This window comes from Sphingomonas sp. P4_G3 (genome assembly GCF_056401105.1).
Map to the genome: position 1 here is coordinate 115,962 of NZ_JBFUJZ010000006.1, position 13,793 is coordinate 129,754.

Sequence of the window (13,793 nt, forward strand, 5' to 3'; positions counted from 1 at the left end):
GGCGCGCATAGCTTAAATTGTGCGGTGCGGGAAGGGGCGTGGGTACCTACGCCATCATTCGGCGACCGCCGAAGCATCGAACGGTCCGCTCTCGCTATCCGTCGGGCGTTTCAAAGGAAGACGGCCATGCACATTGATGACGACGCTCGCCGTTATGTCGAGCGCTGGTTCTGGACGCTCGACAATCTCGCCGAGGCGGTGGGCGTGACGCCGGCGCGGATCGAGCAATTGATCGCTGCCAACTGCGCGCCGGGGCCGATCTACGCCAGGAGTGCCGATAGCTGGTGGAGCGCGCTCGGCGCGGACGGTGCGGCGCCCGCGGGCGAGCATTGGTTCAGCCCCGGCGCCGCCTGGGGATTGCGCCAGGCGGAATTGGCGACGCGCAGCGGCAGTTCGCCGGCGGAGGCCGCTGCCATGTTGCTCGATAGTTTCGCGGATCGGTTCGCATCGGCGCTCGGCCATCAGCGATATGCGCGCCTCGCCTTTGCCACCTGCTTCTCGGGCGATGCGGTCGATCTCGGCGCGGCACGCGCCGCGGCGCGGGACGAATGGGCGTCCTGGATTCAGGGCGGCTACGGCGTCTGCCTGCGCATCTTCACCGCGGAAACATGCATCGCCAAGGAATCGCTCGCCGCATGGCTGAAGGCGGCGCTCGCCGAGCCCGATTACGATGCCGCTGCCTTGCTCGCCGAGGCTGAAACATTGGCGGGACTATTGCTGCCCTTCGCCCCCTGGCAACGCCCGTCCGGAACGCCCGGACGGACGATCGATCGCCTGCTGCGCAAACAGAACCTCGGCGACGATCGGCCCTATGCCTGACTGAGGCCGACGCTTGATCCTTTCGCGGCGCCCGGCGATGACGGGACGACACAGGAAAGGCGATCATGGCGCAACTCAGGATTTCGGTAATTGTCGGCAGCGTCCGCGAAGGGCGCATCTCGCTGCCGATTGCCAAGTGGGTAATGGACCGGATCGCCGCGCGGACCGAGTTCGATACCGAGCTGCTAGACCTGGCCGAATGGGATCTGCCGATGTTCGCCGAGCCTAATCCGCCCGCGACCGGACGTTATACGGGCGAGAAGCAGCGCGCCTGGGCGGAAAGGATCGGCGGCGCCGACGGCTATATCCTGGTCGCGCCCGAATATAATCACGGCATGAGCGCGGTGCTCAAGAACGCGCTCGATACCGTCTATGCCGAATGGGGCCGCAAGCCGGTCGCGTTCGTCGCGCATGGCGGGATGGGCGGCGCGCGCTCGGTCGAGCAGCTGCGACAGGTCACCGTTGCAATGGCGATGGCGCCGCTCAGCAGCGCGGTCCATCTCCAGGGTGCGGCGAAGCTGCGCGAGGGGGATCGGTTCAATGCGGGTGAAATAGAGGACAGGCGCCTCTCGGCATTGTTCGAGGAATTGCTATGGTGGGGCAGCGCGCTGAAGGCGGCGCGACGGGGGGACTGATACGGACATGCGGAGGATCATCTATTTCGCGCTGGCCGCGGCGCTTGCGATCCCTGCTATGCCGGCGCTGGCGCAACAGGTCGTCGATCCCGATGCCGACACCAAGGTCGCCGATCCAGCCTTCGCGGCGGGCAAAGGGCCGGTCGTGATGGTCGATTCGGGGCATGACGAGCGCCAGACCCTGGCGACCGACTATGCGCCGTTCGGGGCGCTGTTGACCCATGACGGCTATGTCGTCCGCGATTTCGACGAGCCGATCTCCGCCGCCAGTCTCGCCAAATCGGCCGTGCTGGTGATCGTCGATCCGGTAAACCCGAAGGATCCGCCCAAGGCGCCCAAATACCAATCGACCTCCGCCTTCACGCCGCAGGAGATCGCGACGATCACCGATTGGGTGAAAGGCGGCGGGGCGCTGTTGATGATTGCCGATCATCCGCCCTATGCGGGCAGCCTGCGTGCTTTGGCCTCGTCGTTCGGCTTCGATATCGAGATATATGCCGCGCAACATGTTCCCAAGGAGGAATATTTCAGCTTCGCCAATGGCGGCCTTGTCGACGGTCCGCTGACGCGCGGGCTCCCGCCGATCCAGACCTTTTATGGCGCTGCCTTCACTGCGCCCGCTGCCGCGACACCGCTGCTGCGGTTCGATTCGAGCTGGAAGATGCTGGTTACCGACAAGCCGCCACGGCCAATGACGGGGAGCGACCTGCGCGGGGCGACGCTGGCGGTTGGGAAGGGGCGAGTGGTCCTGTTGGCGGAGGCCGGCGCGTGGTCGGCGCAACTGCTCGGGTCCAAGAAAAAACCGATGGGATTCAATGCGCCGGGCGCCGAGGGCAATAAGCGCTTCATCCGCAACGTCGTGCGGTGGCTGGCGACGGGAGACGTGCCGCCTAGTTCTGCGAATACCGGCAGCAAATAGCGGATCGTCCATGTCAGTGGTGCCGTCGGTCGCGGAGCGCAGCACATCTTGCCATTCCGGCAGCGCGTGTTACATGTGCAACACACTTGAACGCGCGACCATTCGTGGCCAGACTCCACGAACCATCGCGAAGAGGGACTGAGAATGGCGACGACCCCGACCGAAACCGTCACGGCCGAACCCGATCTGGTTCTGACGCCTCCCGAGCCCGTTACCGCGGTGTCGGCGACCAAGGCGGCGGGACTGGTGCCGGTCGATGATGCCAAGCGGAGCGAACTCGAACGCCGAGTCGATCAGTTCGTCGAAGACCTGGTCGCCCAGGACGTCGACTCGCCCGAATTCGGCAAGCGCGTCGATGCCATCACCAGCATGGGGCAAAAGGAAATCCGCGAAGCGGCGTCGCAGTCGAACCGGTTCCTCGACCGTCCGGTGCGCGCCATGGACAAGGACACCGGCGTCGGTGCCGACCTGATCCAGCTGCGCCAAACGATCGAAAAGCTCGATCCCGGCAAGAACGGCAAGTTGATCTCAGGCGGCCGCGGACTGCTCGACAAGATTTTCGGCGGCGGGCTCAACACTTATTTCGACAAGTACAAATCGTCGCAGACCCACATCTCCTCGATCCTCAAGAGCCTCGGCTCGGGCAAGGACGAGTTGTTGATGGACAATGCCGCGATCGAGACCGAACGCGCCAATCTGTGGGCGGCGATGGGCCGGCTCGAACAGATGATCCATCTCGCCAAGACGATGGACGCGAAGCTCGAGGACAAGGCCAACGACCTCGACGCGACCGATCCGGCCAAGGCCAAGGCGCTGCGCGAAAGTGCCTTGTTCTATGCGCGTCAGCGCACCCAGGACCTGCTCACCCAGATGGCGGTGACGGTGCAGGGTTATCTCGCGCTCGATCTGGTCAAGAAGAACAATGTCGAGCTGATCAAGGGCGTCGACCGCGCGTCGACCACCACCGTCTCGGCACTGCGCACCGCGGTTACCGTCGCGCAGGCGCTGACCAGCCAGAAACTGGTGCTTGAGCAGATCACCCAGCTCAACACGACGACCGCCAACATCATCGATTCGACCGGTCAGCTGCTCAAGTCGCAGACCGCGCAGATTCACGAGCAGGCGGCCGCCTCGACCATCCCGGTCGAGACGCTGCAGCGCGCGTTCCAGAATATCTACGACACGATGGACGCGATCGATGCCTTCAAGATGAAGGCGCTCGATTCGATGAAGACGACGGTCAACACGCTGTCGACCGAGGTCGAGAAGTCGAAAGGCTATATCGCGCGGGCCGAGGGCCAGTCGCAGGCGGCGCTGCAGGGCCCGCAGACCGATTTCAAGCTCGAGGCGGTGTAAATGTCCTCTACCGACGATGTGATTGCGCGCGCGCGAGAGACGCTCGACAGGACGTCCGAACGCTATCGTGCCGGGCCGGGGCGGAGTGTACGGGTCAACGACGTCGGGCAGCGGGTGACGCGGGCGGCGATCGCCGATGCGGCGATCGTCGGGCTGGCGGTGGTGTTCGGCCTGGTGGTCGGTCCGATCGGCATGTTCGGCTTTCTGTTGATGATCGTCGCGATGGTGGTGGCGACGATGGTGCTGCTCGCGACTCCGGCGCAACGCGCGCCGACCTTCGAGAAATTGCGCCAGGTCGAGCTGAAGGCATTGCCCGCGCAGACCGGGCGCTGGCTCGATTCGCAGCGGCCCGCACTGCCGGCACCGGCGATCAACCTGGTCGATCAGATCGGGATCAAGCTCAACGCGCTGACCCCGCAGCTGGCGGGACTCGACGAGAACGAGCCGGCCGCGGCGGAAATCCGCAAGCTGGTCGGCGAGCAATTGCCCGAGTTCATCAAAGGCTACGAACGCGTGCCGTCGGCGCTGCGCGGCGTCGAACGCAATGGCAAGAGCCCCGACCAGCAATTGGTCGAAGGGCTGGGTGTGATCGGCCGCGAGATCGACGAGATGGCGGCGCAACTCGCGCAAGGCGATCTCGACGCGTTGTCGACGCGCGGGCGGTATCTCGAGATCAAGTATCAGGGCGACAAGAGCACGGTTTGATCGGGTAGGAGGGGGGCTAATTCTCCCTCTCTCCTTGTGGGAGAGGGAGGGAGCGCCGAAGGCGCGGAAGGATGAGGGGGAGACTCACAACTTTCGCCGATTCCCCCTCATCCTTCCGGCGCTTCGCGCCTCCCTCCTTCTCCCACAAGGGGAGAAGGAGAGTCGAAGCCAGACTCTAAAGCTGCAGCCCCATCGCATCCTGCGCCTCGCGCAGGACCGGTCCGGCGATCGCTCGCGCGCGCTCGCTGCCGCGCTCCAGCACGCGCACGACTTCGCCGCGATCGTCGAGCAGTTGCACCAGGCGATCACGGATCGGCCCGAGCTTCGCTACCGCCAGATCGGCGAGCGCCGGCTTGAACTGCCCGAACCCCTGGCCGCCATATTGCGCGAGTACCTCGGCCGGCGCGATGTCCGCCAACGCGGCATAGATCGTCACCAGGTTGCTCGCTTCGGGCCGTCCTTCCAGCCCTTCGAGGCTGTCGGGCAGGGGTTCCGGATCGGTCTTCGCCTTGCGGAATTTCTGCGCGATCTCGTCGTCCGAATCGTTGAGATTGACCCGGGTCATGTCCGACGGGTTCGACTTGGACATTTTGGCGGTCGCATCACGCAAGCTCATGATGCGCGGTGCCGCGACACTGATCATCGGTTCGGGGAGCGGGAAGACCTCCACCCCATAGTCGCTGTTGAACTTGGCGGCGATGTCGCGGGTGAGTTCCAGATGCTGCTTCTGGTCCTCGCCCACCGGCACGTGCGTCGCCTTGTAGAGCAGGATGTCCGCCGCCATCAGCACGGGATAATCGTACAGCCCGACGCTGGCGCCTTCACGGTCCTTGCCGGCCTTGTCCTTGAACTGGGTCATGCGGTTGAGCCAGCCGACGCGCGCGACATTGTTGAGCAACCAGGTGAGTTCGCTATGCGCGGGCACCCGCGCCTGGTTCCAGATGATCGACTTCTCCGGGTCGAGCCCGGCGGCAAGGATCGTCGCGGTCATCTCGATCGTGTTGTCGGCCAACTCCTTGGGCGCGACGCGGTCGGTCAGCGCGTGCAAGTCGGCCATGAAGTACATCGACTCGCCGCCGGCCGCCGCGACCTCGTCCTGCATCGCGACCCACTGCTTGATCGCCCCCAGATAATTGCCGAGGTGGAGACGACCGGTGGTCTGGATGCCGGAAACGACGCGCATGAGATTCCCTTAAAGTTGTTCCTGGCCGGTCGCCTTGGCCGGACGGCGGCGACCGAGCAATGCCTTGAGGTCGCTGAGGCGATAGGCCCCGGTGACGAAGCAGGCGACCGCGTACACCGCGCCGCCCGCCGAGACCAGCGCGGTCAGGCCAAGCCCGCGGCGGATCAGGCTGCCGGTCAGATACGGGTCGACGAAGCGTTCGGCCCCCCAGAGCGCCAGGCCCATCAGGATCGCGGCGAGCAGCAGCCGCGGCACGCGGCGGCGCAGCCGGGCATCGGTGACGAAATGCCCGCGCTTGCGGAGCGTAAGATACAGCATGCCGACATTGACCGAGGACGCGATCGCGGTGGCGAGAGGCGGGCCGACATGATGGAGGGTGGGGATCAGGATGAGATTGCCGACCAGGTTTACCGCGACCGAAATCATGGCGTAACGGACCGGCGTCTTAGTGTCTTCGCGCGCATAGAAGCCCGGGGTCAGCACCTTGACCAGCACATAGGACGGCAGCCCGACCGAGAAAGCGGCGAGCGCCCCGGCGCTGGCGGTAGTCGCCGCGGCGGTGAAGGCGCCGTGCTGGAACAGCCCGCGGATGATCGGCTCGGCGCCGACCATGAACGCGACGGTCGCCGGCAAGGTCAGGAACAGCGCGAGTTCTATCCCGCGATTCTGCGTCTCCATCGCCTCGTCATATTTGCCGGTCGACAGCAGTCGCGAGACGGTTGGCAGCAAGATCGTGCCGAGCCCGATGCCGATCATGCCGAGCGGGAGCTGGTTCAGCCGGTCGGCATAATAAATGTACGAGATCGATCCCTGGTCGAGCAGGCGGCCGGCGAGTGCGGTCGAGATCGCCAGGTTGACTTGCACCGCACCCGCCCCGATCGCCGCTGGCAGGATTAGCCTGAGCAGTTGACGCATATCATCGTCAATCACTGGCTTGCGGAACTTGAGGCTGACCCCGGCCTGGCGGCAGGCGAACAGCAGCCAGGCGAGCTGGAGCACGCCGCCGACCGACACCGAGATCGCCTGGGCGCGCGCGGTTTCGTAGGCCGCGTCCGGGCCCGAGCCGTGGAAGAACCACAGGGCGCCGACCATCGAGATGTTGAGCAGGATCGGTGCCGCGGCGTTGACCCAGAAGCGGTTGAGCGAGTTGAGAATCCCGCCGAGCAGCGATGCCAGCGAGATCAGCATCAGATAGGGGATGGTGTAGCGCGACAGCTCGACCGCGAAGGCGAACTGGTCATGCGTCGGGTTCTTGAACCCGCCCGACAGGCCCCAGGTCACCGGCCATGCGGCGACCAGCATCACGATCGTGAAGATCGAGAGCAACGGGAGCAGGACCGCCAATGCCGCTTCGGCAAAGGCGAGCCCGGCCGCCAGCTCGCCTTTCTCCCCGACCTTGCGGTTGAACATCGGGATGAACGCGGCCGAGAACGCGCCTTCCGCGAACAAGGCGCGGAACATGTTGGGCAGGCGGAACGCGACAAAAAAGGCGTCCGACGCGAAACTCGCGCCGACATAGGTTGCCTGCAACGTATCGCGGACGAGCGCCAGGATGCGGCTGACGAGCGTCAGCCCGCCGACCGATCCCAGTGATTTCGCCAGGTTCATGGCCCTGTCTCCGCCGGAGTCCCCGCCGGACCGGCGAGCGTCAGGCGTTGCCTACGACGCCCTCGGCCTGCTGTTCCTGCGCCTCGAGCTGCTGCTGGTACAAAGTACCGAAATCGATCGGATCGAGCAGCAGCGGGGTGAAATTGCCGTCGCGGGTCACGTCGGCGACGATGCGGCGGGCGAAGGGGAACAACAGGGTCGGGGCCTGGGCGAGCAGGAACGGGCGGAGGTGCTCCTCGGGTACATTGCGCGCGCCGAACAGGCCGGCATAGGTCAATTCGACGATGAACGCGGTCTGCTCGCCCATCTTGGCGCGAACCTCGATCTTCAGCGTGACTTCGTGGAATTCGTCGCCGACCTGGCTGGTGCCGATGCCGAATTCGACGTCCATCTGCGGCGCCTGCTGCTGATTCTCCGAGCTGAAGACCGCCGGGGCGGTCGGGCTTTCGAACGATAGGTCCTTCACATATTGCGAAATCATGCCGATGGCGGGGCCGTTATCGGCGCCGTTGGGGAGCGTGGCGTCGATCGCGCCGGAAGTGTCCTGATCGTCCATGGGTAGCTGCTTTCTCGTCTTGAATGGGTATTTCGCGTGGGTCAGGCCCGTGGGCTCGCGCGAAGTGAGCGGCGACTAGCAGGGGGATCGTGGCAGTTCAACGGCGGGTCGCATACGGGAACATTTGAATAGCGCGTTTCTTGTGCCTATGTTGCATAGCGGTCAAATTGGAGGCCCGGTGGTTTATATTGTTATCCTTGCCATGGTTGCCCTGTTCCTGGGCCTGCGTCTGTATGCCGTGCTCGGCAAGCGGACCGGGCACGAGCCGGTGCTGCGCAATCCCGCCGAGGAACGCCCCGGCCCGCCGCTGACGCTGGCCCGCAATGCCGAGCCGCGCCCCGATTTCCGCGACGCCGGCCCGCGCACGATCGAGAGCGCGGCGCAAACTGGATTGCGCGCGGTGATCCATGCCGATCCTTCGTTCGACGTCGCCGGCTTCCTCGATGGCGCCAAGAACGCCTATCGCATGGTGCTCGAAGCGTTCTGGAAGGGTGACGAGGAAACCCTCGGCTGGCTGACCGAGGACCATGTCCGCGACGCGTTCGTCGAGGCGATCAAGGCGCGCAAGGAAGCCGGGCACGTGCTCGACAACCGCTTGGTCACGATCGAACGCGCGATCATCACGGACGCCTCGGTCGACAACAAGGTTGCACGCGTGACGGTGGCGTTCGACGCCGATATCGCCGCGGTGACGCGCGATGCCGACGGCAATGTCGTCGCCGGATCGTTGACCGACGCGGTCGAGACGCATGACGTCTGGACCTTTACCCGCCCGCTACGCAGCGGCGATCCCGACTGGAAGCTGGCCGACACCGACGAGGCTTGAGCGCCCGCAATCGATTGCTCATCGCACCATGTGCTCCTGCGAAAGCAGGAGCCTAGGGTGGCGAAGTACTTGACTACCCTGGGTTCCTGCTTTCGCAGGAACACCAAACGGTAGCATTGCGCACTTTCCGGAGCTTGTTTCAGGTCGACCGACCGGTCATTAGCGATACCCAGATCGAGTAAAGGGGTTTCGTACATGGCCGTCGCGCGCAAGCTGATCGTAATGACGAGCCTCGCGCTGCTCTTGTCGGCGTGCGGCGGGCGGATCGTGCCGCCATCGACCACCACGTCGTCGGTTCCCGCGCCGGTCCGCAAACCGATTCCCGCCAAGCCGCTGCCGCCGGTCGCCAATCCGACCGTCGTCGCGGCCGGCGCCAATGCGGCGGGAGCGGGTGCCGTCGCGGGACCGTCGGTGACGAGCCTGGGGATTAGCCAATCACGCGCCGCCCGCGCGCTCGCAGCGTTTCGCTTGAGCTGCCGCGAACTCGTCCGCCGGACCGATCAATCCGGGCTGACTCGCGGCGCCGACTGGGCACCCGCCTGCAACGCCGCGCAATCGGTCAGCGACCGCGACGCCGTGAATTTCTTCGCGACCAATTTCGAAACCATCCAGGTCGGCGACGGCAAGGCGTTCGCGACCGGCTATTACATTCCCGAAATCGCCGGATCGCGCGAGCGGCGCAAAGGCTATGACGTGCCGATCTATGGCCGCCCCGCCGATTTGATCGACGTCGACCTTGGCAAATTCTCCGACGCGCTCAAGGGCAAGTCGATCCGCGGCCGGGTCGAAGGCAAGAATTTCATTCCCTATTACGATCGCACCCAGATCGAGAATGGCGCGATGACCCAGGCGCCGATCATTGCCTGGGCGGCGGATCCGGTCGCCTTGTTCTTCCTCCAGGTCCAGGGCTCGGGCGAATTGCGCCAGCCGGACGGATCGACCATCCGCATCGGTTACGACAGCCAGAACGGCCGCGATTATACCGGGATCGGCGCGTTGATGCGCGATCGCGGGATGCTCCAGCCGGGACATGCCACGATGCAGGACATCGTCGCCTGGCTGCGCGCGCATCCCGACGAAGGGCGCGAGGTGATGCGCGCCAACAAGAGCTATGTCTTCTTCCGCCTGCTCGACGGCCCGCCGCTCGGCGCGATGGGCTTGCCGGTAACCGGCGGCGTGACGGTGGCGAGCGATCCCAAGTTCATTCCGATGGGCGCGCCGGTCTTCCTGTCGATGGACCGCACCGACGCGACCGGTTTGTGGATCGCGCAGGATACCGGCGGCGCGATCAAGGGCGCCAATCGCGTCGATACCTTCTGGGGCGCGGGCAAGGAGGCCGAGGCGATCGCCGGCGGCATGTCCGGCCGCGGCACCGCGTTCCTGTTCGTGCCGGTCGGTACGCTCGCTCGCCTGCAGGGAGGCGGGGGTGGAACGACGCCTCAGCGCTGAGGAGCGCGCTTTATGGGCGCGGGTGATGGCGACGGTGAAGCCGATGCCCGGGCGCGAGGTGGTGAAGCCAGAAAAGCCCCTTCCCTTTAGGGGAGGGGTTGGGGTGGGGGAGTCACGGGTGACGCCCTCTACGAGATCCCGCCCCACCCCCAACCCCTCCCCTAAAGGGGAGGGGCTTAAGAAGGTCGCGCCTCCGACCACCCCAACCCCCGGCACCACGCTCGACGGCAGCTGGGACAAGCGATTGTCGCGCGGCATGGTCCAGCCCGATGCGACGGTCGATCTGCACGGCCACACGCTCAATTCGGCCTATGCCATGCTCGACGACGCGCTCGGCCGATCGGTCGCGCGCGGCGACCGCGTCATCCTGCTGATCACCGGCAAGCCGCCGCGGCCCGATAGCGAGCGGCCGCATGCGCGCGGCGCGATCCGTGCGGCGGTGGGGGATTGGCTGCACTCGTCGCGCCACGCCGACTCGATCGCCGCGGTGAGGGGCGCCAACCCGCGCCATGGCGGGTCGGGAGCACTATATATTGTGCTGCGCAGACCCCGCGGGGCACGAATTTCTTAACCCTTTCCCGTCACACTGTTGTCTTCATCGGGGGCGCTTCGACAGCCCACCAGACGGGGACTTTTCGGGCGCAATGGAATCAGCATCGCTGAAAGGCCGGGCGATCGTATTCGCACTGTGCGCCGGCGCGATGGTGTTCATCCTCGCGCTGCTGGCGACCGCGCATGGCGAACTCAGCGCCGACACGATGGGCCGCGCGCTGATCCCGGCGATCGTCTGTTCGGTGCTGTCCTGGGCCGCCGCCGAGCGCTCGATCGCCTCGACCGCGGCGGCGATCGACTCCGCGATCGCGCGCATCGCCAAGGCGGCGCATGGCGACCTCGACAGCCCTATCCCTGAGGATATTGGCGCCGCCGTCCCGCATCTGGCGGAGGCGATGCATGGCCTCTTCCAGCAAGTCGCGGCGAATTTGGACAGCGTCCACCGGCTGGCGATGTTCGATCCCGTCACGGCCTTGCCCAACCGCACCCATTTCCGCCGATCGGCCGAGCGTCAGCTTGCCCAGATGCCGATCGGGCAGATCGCCGCCTTGCTGTTCATCGACCTGGATCGCTTCAAGGCGGTCAACGACACGATGGGCCATGCCACCGGCGACATGCTGCTCGGCATGGTCGCCAATCGCCTGCGCGCGGTGGCCGACAGCATCTCGATCGACGAGGTTACCGACAAGCCGTTGATCGGTCGCCTGGCCGGTGACGAATTCACCATGTTCTTCCCCCGCCTCGACGATCCGCGCGAAGCGTCGCGGATCGGCCGCGGCGTACTGTTCGCGCTAACCGAGCCGTTCGACATCGCCGGTGCCGAGATCGAGATCGGCGCCTCGATCGGCATCGCGCTCCGCCCCGATCACGGCACCACCTTGCACGACCTGATGCGCGCCGCCGACGCGGCGATGTACCATGCCAAGGCGACCGGCCGCGGCCGTGCCGAGAATTTCTCCGAGGAACTCGCCGCCGAACTCGCCGACCGTGCCCAGCTCGAAGTCGATCTGCGCACCGCGATCGACCGCGACCAATTCACGTTGGTCTATCAGCCCCAGGTATCGCTGAAGGACGGCCGCATCGTTGCGGCGGAAGCATTGCTGCGCTGGCAGCATCCGACCGAGGGCGTCAAGCTGCCCGGCAGCTTCCTGCCCCGTGCCGAAGAGACCGGGTTGATCGTCGAGATCGGCGAATGGGTGATCGGCCGCGTCACCGCGACGATCCGCCATTGGGCCGATCTGGGCGTCGAACAGCGGCTGGCGATCAACATCAGCCAGCGTCAGCTCGACCATGCGATGTTCTTCCGCCGCCTGCGCGAAGCGATGCTGGCAAGCAACGCCCCGGCGCGGTTGCTCGAGCTCGAGATCACCGAGACGCTGGCGATGCATTGCTCGGAAGACGTGATCGAGGCGATCGCGGCGCTGCGCATGGACGGCGCGACGATCGCGATCGACGATTACGGCACCGGCCATTCCAGCCTGTCGCGCCTGCGCCAATTGCCGATCGACCGCATCAAGCTCGACCGCAGCCTGATCGAACATGTCACCACCCGCCGCGAGACGCGGCTGATCGCGCAATCGGTGATCGGCCTGATCCACGGCCTGGGCTGCGAAGCCGTCGCCGAAGGGATCGAACAGGCCGACCAGGCCGATGTGCTTCGCGTGATCGGCTGCGACGTGATCCAGGGCTATGTCATCGCCCAGCCGATGGACGAGGAGGCGTTCCTGACCTGGTCCCGCAACGCTGCGCGTGATCGGGATGCGGCAGCGGTGTCGGTGGGCTGATCGGCCTCCGCGACCGCAGGCGTTTCGGGAAATCCGTCAGTTGTGCCGCGCGGCTGCCGGTGTTGCGTCCAGCGCCGCCAGCCGCGCGCGATAAGTCGCCAGCAGCGCCGGGTCACCGTCGGCGGCGTGGCGGGCAATGAACTCACGGAGCGCCTGCCTGAGGTCGTCGCGGAATTTCGGGTCGTCGGGCGCTGCGTCCAGTTTCGCCGTGGCGGTCTCGACCGGCTCCCTGTCCTGCGCGATCAGGCGCTGTCGTCCATAAGGCGACTGGTCGACCATGATCGCGATGTTGCGCGGGTAGCCCGGCACGTATTTGACGACGAAGCGCTCGCCTTCCGGCGGGATCTGGATCTCGTTGCGCCACGGATAGAGCGCCGCGGTCATGGTGTCGAAATCAGTCTCGACATTGCGCCCGTCGGCCGTCCGCACCACGACCTGATAATACCAGATATTGTTGTCGTTCAGCGTCGAGCTGGTTTCTTCCGAATGGACGATCACCGCACTGCCCGTGGTCCCGACCGCATTGAGGAACATCGCGTTCACCGCCGAGCCGAAGAACGGACTCATCGCTGCGAGGATCAGGCCGGGCACGCCCAGGAACATCCATCCCCGCCATCGCGTCAGCTGGGCGAGCAACGCGCCGATCGCCAAGGCGACCAGGGGATAGAGCGGCATCGCCAGGAAGGGATGATGACCCAGGAAATAGAAGACCGCCGATATCGCACCCATCCGCGTCTTCTCCCATCCGAGACGAGGCCGAGCCTATGGCCGGGATCATCGTGCGCCGTCAATCGGTTAGGGGGTGGCAGCGGTGTCGCTGGGGTAGGTGTTCCCCTCCCGCGTGCGGGAGGGAGCATGCAGGTCGCTCGTCCCCCGGACGAGCTGAAACAGCCGGGGGCTGTTTCACCTGATGCTGGGAGGGCGTGTTGGCGCTCGCGAGCCAGGCAGCCCGATGAGTCCCCGAAGCTGGCTCAAATCCCATCGTCACCCCGGCCTTGTGCCGGGGCCCAACGCGCCACAAGCTGAAGCCATTGCGGCTCATTGGGTGCCGGAACACGTCCGGCATGACGGGGTAGGACGGCGGTGCGGCGTATCTCAGGCTGACGCGCCTGCGGCCCAGTGGATGCCGGGACGAGCCCGGCATGACGGGGTAGGACGAGCGTAGCCAACCTCCGCCGTCACCCCGGGCTTGTCCCGGGGTCCACTGTGCCTCAAGCCCGGCGCCCGCGGCTCGTTGGATGCCGGAACGAGTCCGGCATGACGGGGTGTAACTTGAGCGAACAGCTCCGCACCGACATGCCCTCCCCTAACCCAGTTCGAGGTGATCGACGCCCCGCGTCGACCAGGTCATGCCGGGGGCATGACCGACCTCGAACTCGCGAGCGGGAGGGGAACAGAGGC

Annotated in this window: 13 protein-coding genes; 9 read left to right on the forward strand and 4 right to left on the reverse strand. The window is 65.7% G+C overall.

The window, feature by feature from the left end:
• The first annotated feature begins 126 nt into the window (after positions 1-126).
• The 5 genes from AC1DQQ_RS15885 (at position 127) to AC1DQQ_RS15905 (ending at position 4,434) form a co-directional block, all read left to right on the forward strand.
• Entirely contained in the window at positions 127-819 is a 693-nt protein-coding gene (locus AC1DQQ_RS15885) for a DUF6058 family natural product biosynthesis protein (RefSeq protein WP_478032189.1), read from the forward strand.
• A gap of 65 nt (positions 820-884) precedes the next feature.
• Complete coding sequence (locus AC1DQQ_RS15890) at positions 885-1,454, forward strand: NADPH-dependent FMN reductase (protein WP_478032190.1); 570 nt, start codon at positions 885-887, stop codon at positions 1,452-1,454.
• Positions 1,455-1,461: 7 nt separating this feature from the next.
• Positions 1,462-2,373: a hypothetical protein gene (locus tag AC1DQQ_RS15895; RefSeq protein ID WP_478032191.1), complete on the forward strand. Its 912-nt coding sequence runs from the start codon at positions 1,462-1,464 to the stop codon at positions 2,371-2,373.
• Positions 2,374-2,517: 144 nt separating this feature from the next.
• Positions 2,518-3,729, forward strand: coding sequence for a toxic anion resistance protein (locus AC1DQQ_RS15900; RefSeq protein ID WP_478032192.1), 1,212 nt, complete (start codon positions 2,518-2,520; stop codon positions 3,727-3,729).
• Entirely contained in the window at positions 3,730-4,434 is a 705-nt protein-coding gene (locus tag AC1DQQ_RS15905; RefSeq protein WP_478045744.1) for a hypothetical protein, read from the forward strand.
• A 175-nt stretch (positions 4,435-4,609) separates the two neighbouring features.
• Here AC1DQQ_RS15905 and trpS read toward each other — a convergent pair whose 3' ends face one another.
• From trpS to secB, 3 genes are read right to left on the reverse strand one after another with little or no spacing between them, the layout of a single operon-like run.
• Positions 4,610-5,617: a tryptophan--tRNA ligase gene (gene trpS / locus AC1DQQ_RS15910; protein ID WP_478045745.1), complete on the reverse strand. Its 1,008-nt coding sequence runs from the start codon at positions 5,615-5,617 to the stop codon at positions 4,610-4,612.
• Positions 5,618-5,626: 9 nt separating this feature from the next.
• A complete protein-coding gene (gene murJ / locus AC1DQQ_RS15915) occupies positions 5,627-7,225 on the reverse strand; it encodes a murein biosynthesis integral membrane protein MurJ (protein WP_478045746.1) in 1,599 nt (532 codons plus the stop codon).
• 40 nt (positions 7,226-7,265) lie between these two features.
• The gene (gene secB / locus AC1DQQ_RS15920) at positions 7,266-7,781 is read right to left on the reverse strand and encodes a protein-export chaperone SecB (RefSeq protein ID WP_478032198.1); all 516 of its coding nucleotides are present in this window, start codon (positions 7,779-7,781) and stop codon (positions 7,266-7,268) included.
• A gap of 178 nt (positions 7,782-7,959) precedes the next feature.
• On the opposite strand from secB, the gene AC1DQQ_RS15925 reads away from it, so the two are divergent.
• The 4 genes from AC1DQQ_RS15925 to AC1DQQ_RS15940 all read left to right on the forward strand — a co-directional run bounded on the left by AC1DQQ_RS15925 (position 7,960) and on the right by AC1DQQ_RS15940 (position 12,392).
• Positions 7,960-8,607, forward strand: a complete 648-nt coding sequence (locus AC1DQQ_RS15925) for a Tim44/TimA family putative adaptor protein (RefSeq protein WP_478042836.1) — start codon at positions 7,960-7,962, stop codon at positions 8,605-8,607.
• A 195-nt stretch (positions 8,608-8,802) separates the two neighbouring features.
• Positions 8,803-10,056, forward strand: coding sequence for a murein transglycosylase A (gene mltA / locus AC1DQQ_RS15930; protein ID WP_478045748.1), 1,254 nt, complete (start codon positions 8,803-8,805; stop codon positions 10,054-10,056).
• Positions 10,057-10,081: 25 nt separating this feature from the next.
• The gene (locus AC1DQQ_RS15935) at positions 10,082-10,627 is read left to right on the forward strand and encodes a Smr/MutS family protein (protein ID WP_478045828.1); all 546 of its coding nucleotides are present in this window, start codon (positions 10,082-10,084) and stop codon (positions 10,625-10,627) included.
• Between the two features lie 73 nt (positions 10,628-10,700).
• Positions 10,701-12,392 (forward strand): putative bifunctional diguanylate cyclase/phosphodiesterase, encoded by a 1,692-nt coding sequence (locus tag AC1DQQ_RS15940; RefSeq protein ID WP_478045750.1) that lies wholly within the window; start codon positions 10,701-10,703, stop codon positions 12,390-12,392.
• Between the two features lie 36 nt (positions 12,393-12,428).
• Here the strand turns inward: AC1DQQ_RS15940 and AC1DQQ_RS15945 are convergent, their stop codons facing one another.
• Entirely contained in the window at positions 12,429-13,121 is a 693-nt protein-coding gene (locus AC1DQQ_RS15945) for a hypothetical protein (protein WP_478045752.1), read from the reverse strand.
• Positions 13,122-13,793 lie beyond the last annotated feature (672 nt).

What these genes read in the sequence shown, in the direction of transcription:
- AC1DQQ_RS15940 (WP_478045750.1), top strand. Translation starts at nt 10,701, where the DNA reads ATGGAATCAGCATCGCTGAAAGGCCGGGCGATCGTATTCGCACTGTGC.
- AC1DQQ_RS15885 (WP_478032189.1), top strand. Translation starts at nt 127, where the DNA reads ATGCACATTGATGACGACGCTCGCCGTTATGTCGAGCGCTGGTTCTGG.
- secB (WP_478032198.1), bottom strand. Translation starts at nt 7,781, where the DNA reads ATGGACGATCAGGACACTTCCGGCGCGATCGACGCCACGCTCCCCAAC.
- AC1DQQ_RS15905 (WP_478045744.1), top strand. Translation starts at nt 3,730, where the DNA reads ATGTCCTCTACCGACGATGTGATTGCGCGCGCGCGAGAGACGCTCGAC.
- AC1DQQ_RS15945 (WP_478045752.1), bottom strand. Translation starts at nt 13,121, where the DNA reads ATGGGTGCGATATCGGCGGTCTTCTATTTCCTGGGTCATCATCCCTTC.
- AC1DQQ_RS15900 (WP_478032192.1), top strand. Translation starts at nt 2,518, where the DNA reads ATGGCGACGACCCCGACCGAAACCGTCACGGCCGAACCCGATCTGGTT.
- murJ (WP_478045746.1), bottom strand. Translation starts at nt 7,225, where the DNA reads ATGAACCTGGCGAAATCACTGGGATCGGTCGGCGGGCTGACGCTCGTC.
- trpS (WP_478045745.1), bottom strand. Translation starts at nt 5,617, where the DNA reads ATGCGCGTCGTTTCCGGCATCCAGACCACCGGTCGTCTCCACCTCGGC.
- AC1DQQ_RS15890 (WP_478032190.1), top strand. Translation starts at nt 885, where the DNA reads ATGGCGCAACTCAGGATTTCGGTAATTGTCGGCAGCGTCCGCGAAGGG.
- AC1DQQ_RS15895 (WP_478032191.1), top strand. Translation starts at nt 1,462, where the DNA reads ATGCGGAGGATCATCTATTTCGCGCTGGCCGCGGCGCTTGCGATCCCT.
- mltA (WP_478045748.1), top strand. Translation starts at nt 8,803, where the DNA reads ATGGCCGTCGCGCGCAAGCTGATCGTAATGACGAGCCTCGCGCTGCTC.
- AC1DQQ_RS15935 (WP_478045828.1), top strand. Translation starts at nt 10,082, where the DNA reads ATGGCGACGGTGAAGCCGATGCCCGGGCGCGAGGTGGTGAAGCCAGAA.